A 4,858-nucleotide genomic window follows, 5' to 3' on the forward strand; every position below is an offset into this window, starting at 1 on the left:
ACATCGGATGCAGTGGCTCAATGGCAAGTTTGACGTTTGCCGATTCTGCATCGGCAAGAAGTTGCTCGATGCCGTCGCGTACCCAACCGCGCTGCTGATCCAGTGGGACACCGGGCTCGGCACCAACGACCAGCACTAGCATCTCTGCGTCCAATTCTGCTGCCGTCCGAATCAGTTGTCGGTTGTGGTCCACTCGTTTTTGCCGCTCTGGACCGCTTGAGGCACAGAAAAAGCCGCCACGGACGAGTGCAGGCACCTTTAGCCCGGCATCGTCAACGATCTGTTTGGCGTTCGCCGTTGTCATTCCCTCCAACGCTTCGACCCATACACTGATCCCTGGAATGCCGCGTCGCGAGTAAGCATCTGCTGCTTCGGCGATTGACAATGGTTTCGTCGTCATTGTGTGGACGGCTAAACGGCTGCGATCGGGGGCAGCGTGTTGTGATTGCGTCGGGGTCATGCATGTTCCTTGTCGTTTACCGTGACCCATCGCTGTTGACTTGACGAGGTCTCGCCGGCATTGGCCAACAAGACTCCTGCGGCACCGCTACGCAGCGACCAAGGAAACTCAGCACCCGCCGCCACATGCTTTAGAAACAATTCCCACTGAATTTTGAACGCATTATCGTACTGCGTCGCATCGGGCAATTTTTGCCAGCCTTCGTAAAAGTTGATCGGCTGCGGAATATCGGGATTCCAGATCGGTCGCGGTGTCGAAGCGAGACTTTGCGTCCAACATTCACGAAGCCCTGCGACGGCGGACCCTTTCGTGCCATCGACTTGGACGGTCAACAAGTCGTCGCGTCGGACGCGAGTAGCCCAGGAGCTATTGAATTGGCAAGTCAAACCATTTTCCAGCAAAAACAATGCATAAGCCGAATCGTCGGCGGTGCACTTGTACGGTTTTCCCGTTTCGTCAATACGCTCGGGAAGATCGGTAACGGCGTGGGCAAGCACTTGTTTGACCGGACCAAATAGATCGTTGATCAAGTATTGCCAGTGGCAAAACATATCGATCATCATCCCACCGCCATCCTCGCGGCGGTAATTCCAGGACGGACGCTGGACCGTTTGATTGGGTTCCTCCCCGGCGAATACCCAGTAACCGAATTCACCTCGCACGCTGAGGATGTCGCCAAAGAAACCTTGGTCGCGAAGCATTCTCAATTTTCGCACCCCCGGCAACCATAGCTTGTCTTGTACGACGCCGTTCTTCACCCCCGCCGACTCGCACTCTTTGGCCAATTGGAACGCTTCTTTGGCATCGATCGCGATCGGTTTCTCACAATAGACGGCTTTGCCGTGCTCAATCGCTTGGCGTACGATCGAAGCACGCATTTGCGTGCTAGAGGAATCAAAGACGATATCCGTCCCCGCGTCGGCAATCACTGCGTCGACGTCGGTTGACCAGTCAACGGGATGACCGATTTCCGCGGTCGCTACGGTTTCCGCCAATTGACGCAACTTGGATTCGTTACGCCCCAGCAGCACCGGTTTGATCTTGATGGTTTGCCCATCCTCGGTGACCACGCCGCCTTGACGCATGATCGCCAGGATCGATCGGATGTAGTGTTGGTTCGTTCCCATGCGACCGGTGACACCGTGCATGGCGATGGTAAGTGTTGTCATGGATAAGCCTTGCTGTTATACGGGGATCTGTTTTGGGAGTTTACGCAATAAAATGGGCTGCGTGAGTCGGTAGACGCGACGGTGAAGGCAGCGGCGAAGAGGACATTCAGGAAATGCGTTCGAGGATGTTTTGCAGGATCGCGACATCTGATTCCGGCCGTTCCGGGCTGCCGGGATACGTCAGCGGAGTCTGGATCCATCCCCGGGCGTGCAGGAATTGAGCGGCGTTGTGCTTGTATGCAGGCACCGGATCGCGAAACGCGAGGAAACCAAGGTATTGAAGGATGTCGTTCAGCTCGTAAAACTCTGCGTCCCCCGCAGCCCACATCGCGTCACGACGGGCGAACGCTTCGGGGGCAAACGTGCTCAGTCCGAGCAGGTAGTCGCTTCCGTACATCACCATGTCGATCGCCAAGTCATTCCCGGTCAACACTTTGAAATCAGGCCGCGTTTCGTCACGAAGCTGAAGTCGCTGCCACTCAAGCTCGCGACTCAGCGACGAGTGCTTCGCTCCGTGGCAGGTCTCGATTCCCATCAGCCCCTTATAAACGTCGAGGCTATAGATCTTTCCAAAGGGCGCAAACATCGTCCCCAGCTCGAAACCGAGGAAGTCACCTGCGTGTGAACCGATCTTTGAGTAGGCTTCGACGATTTCGTCGTCCGCTTGTTCCGTCAAACCATACGACTGAAAAATGATCGGCGTCCCACCGTATTTCACGATTTGGTCCAATCCGTTTCGGTAAGCGTCGAAATCAAATGCCGATCCGGGATCGTCTTTGACGAAGACGCCTGCCACGTACGGTTGTCCATCCATCAAGGATTGCGTCTCGGCAAGCACCTGTTCTCGCTGCGTTTCGGTGATCAGGTTGGCGTAGCCGGTGTCCATGTTGACGGCGGGAACTAATCCTGCGTCCGCAGTACGCACGACGTGTCCGCGAAAGCCCTCCCAATCGATTTCGGTGCCTGAGAGCAGCGGCAACAAAATGGCGGACATACCACTGATCGAGCGGCGTGGGCGGATGGCAGGAATTTCGTCGACTTTTAGACTGGTCAGCTGTGGCATCAATGAACCTTGATCAAAAAACGGTGTGAGTGACTGTGGGGTGAAGTTCGAGTTTGGAATTATTGCAGCGTTTCGATTTAGCGGCTTGGCCATTTGCGCATAATCGACTTGCAATTTGGGTATTCCCTGCAATCATCTGATGTATAGCCTGATCGATTTGGGCGTTTGTCCTGCCGTGGCCACTGCCGAGAATGCTTTCGATGACCGTAGATTCCACCCAACGCCGCAGCATTCCAGTACCGGAAACGATGTCGAATTCGGGACTTTGGGTGTTTGAAAGCCTGCATGACGAATCATTCTCGATGGCCGAGACGGAGCATCGTTTTCCCAAGCTGCTGTACATTCGCGAGGGAGCAGGCGAGGTGGCTGCAAATTGGGCAGCCGCAGTCGATGGGGCAACGGGAGAGGCTGCTTCGCCCGATTGTGTCGCCGGCGATTGCATTTTGATCCCTGCGGGATTGAAACACCGGATTGTTGATTCGCCACGGCATCCAATTTCGCTGTATGGGATGGCCATCGACCCCCACAAAATCACGCCATGTGCCGAGATCGAAACGATGATTCCGATTGGCAAACTTCCGCGTCAGCGGATGTCGTTGTTGAACATTGAGCGACGGTTCCGCCGATTGCTGTATCTCGCTTCACAACCAAGTTCGGCTTCGACCTTGTCGGCAATCGCCGCTGCGATCGAAATCTTTGCCCAGCTTGCCTTGGCATCCGGTGGGCAACTCGCTGCAGCGCAGAGTGCACCTAGTAGTGATCTTGACGAACGTCAGCCCAGCGATGCGATTGATGAGTATCTGCTGTGGTTGGAGTTCAATTTCTTTGAACAATTGACGGTCGATGCAGCCGCCAACGCTTGTAACATGTCACGAAGGAAATTCACCAATGATTTTCGCGACAAGACGGGAAAGACCTGGCTTGCCTATCTAAACGAACGACGCATCGATCACGCCAAGACGCTACTGCGTAATACCGAGAGCAAGGTGACATCGATCGCATTTCAAAGTGGGTTTGAAGAACTGTCAACGTTCTATCGAACGTTCAATCGATTGACGGGGATGCGACCTTTGGACTATCGCGAGAACACCGCTTAGACGGTCCACCCACGCTGTGAGACTGCGAGAAATCCAACGCCCAACATCCTTAGATCGCAATCGCTGGATCAGACAGCGATGACTTCGGATTTGCGAAGCGACTGCGTCAGAGCTGAATTGCGAATGTGTTGTCTTCTACGATGGTCGTCGGTTGTAATTTGTTGGATTTTGGGGACCAAGGCGTATGTTCGCTTGCGGGACTGATACAATGAGCGAAGCGACACGTCGTAGGAGTCCGGCATCCGATGGGGCTTGTGACGTCACATCCGCGGTTGCCTTACCCGCATCGGCTAGCGAGTTTTGCAATGCGTTCTCTGCACCGATTTATCAACATGCGTTCACCTGATCGGACGGCGACATCTAATTCGTTCCGTGCCGGGTATGGATGTTTGATACTGCTGGTTTTCGCCGTTGTCATTCAGGTTCCATCGGGAATCGCCTGTGGCCAAGAACCGAATGCCCGTGAACTCAAATTTCACGTGGCGGTGTTTACGCCGCGAGATCAGGAGGATGCGTTTTGGGGGCCGTTTGTCGAGTTTATGGGCGAGGTCTCCGACGATTTGGGGATCCAATTAGAGGTCTATTTCGCCGGCAACAGTCGCAATCGAATGGTGTCACAAATTCGTGAAGTTTGTGGGCGCGAGGACAAACCCGATGCGGTTGTATTTCAAAGTTTTAAACGAGGCGGGCCTCGATTTTTACGAATCGCCGACCGGCGACATGTTCCGGCGGTGCTTATCAATGCGGGCCTGCAGCGTGAGCAGAGCGAGGAGCTGGGGCAGCCACGAACGAAATTAAAGTATTGGCTTGCCGAACTGTTACCCAATGACTTTGACGCCGGTTTCCAGCTCGCAAACGCATTGATCGACGAAGCGCTGCGTTCACCACATCGCCGCGCCGCCGATGGCAAGGTGCACGTCATCGGCTTGAACGGGGTTGTATCAGACGGGGCCTCGATTCAACGGTTGGCGGGACTTCATGACGCGATCGCAAAACGCAGCGACGAGGTCATACTGGACCAAGTCATTGCGGCGGATTGGAGTCAGGAACTCGCCCGATCTCGATGCCG

The 4,858-nt window shown here is 54.8% G+C and carries 5 protein-coding genes; 2 read left to right on the top strand and 3 right to left on the bottom strand.

From position 1 onward, the window contains the following. The 3 genes from RMSM_RS22275 to RMSM_RS22285 form a co-directional block, all read right to left on the bottom strand. The coding region (locus tag RMSM_RS22275; protein ID WP_236622260.1) for a sugar phosphate isomerase/epimerase family protein at window positions 1–400 on the bottom strand (400 nt) is incomplete at its 3' end. 56 nt (window positions 401–456) lie between these two features. Further along, entirely contained in the window at window positions 457–1,629 is a 1,173-nt protein-coding gene (locus RMSM_RS22280; protein ID WP_040768946.1) for a Gfo/Idh/MocA family protein, read from the bottom strand. 106 nt (window positions 1,630–1,735) lie between these two features. Further along, on the bottom strand, window positions 1,736–2,692 hold the full coding sequence (locus tag RMSM_RS22285; protein WP_040768947.1) for a dihydrodipicolinate synthase family protein: 957 nt from the start codon (window positions 2,690–2,692) through the stop codon (window positions 1,736–1,738). Between the two features lie 200 nt (window positions 2,693–2,892). Here RMSM_RS22285 and RMSM_RS22290 point away from each other — a divergent pair, with 200 nt between their 5' ends. Both RMSM_RS22290 and RMSM_RS22295 read left to right on the top strand, forming a co-directional pair. After that, on the top strand, window positions 2,893–3,789 hold the full coding sequence (locus RMSM_RS22290) for an AraC family transcriptional regulator (RefSeq protein ID WP_160168346.1): 897 nt from the start codon (window positions 2,893–2,895) through the stop codon (window positions 3,787–3,789). A gap of 332 nt (window positions 3,790–4,121) precedes the next feature. Beyond that, on the top strand, window positions 4,122–4,858 hold a 737-nt coding region (locus RMSM_RS22295), incomplete at its 3' end, for a type 1 periplasmic-binding domain-containing protein (RefSeq protein ID WP_478212710.1).

It is taken from the genome of Rhodopirellula maiorica SM1, from assembly GCF_000346295.1.
Taxonomy (GTDB): domain Bacteria; phylum Planctomycetota; class Planctomycetia; order Pirellulales; family Pirellulaceae; genus Novipirellula; species Novipirellula maiorica.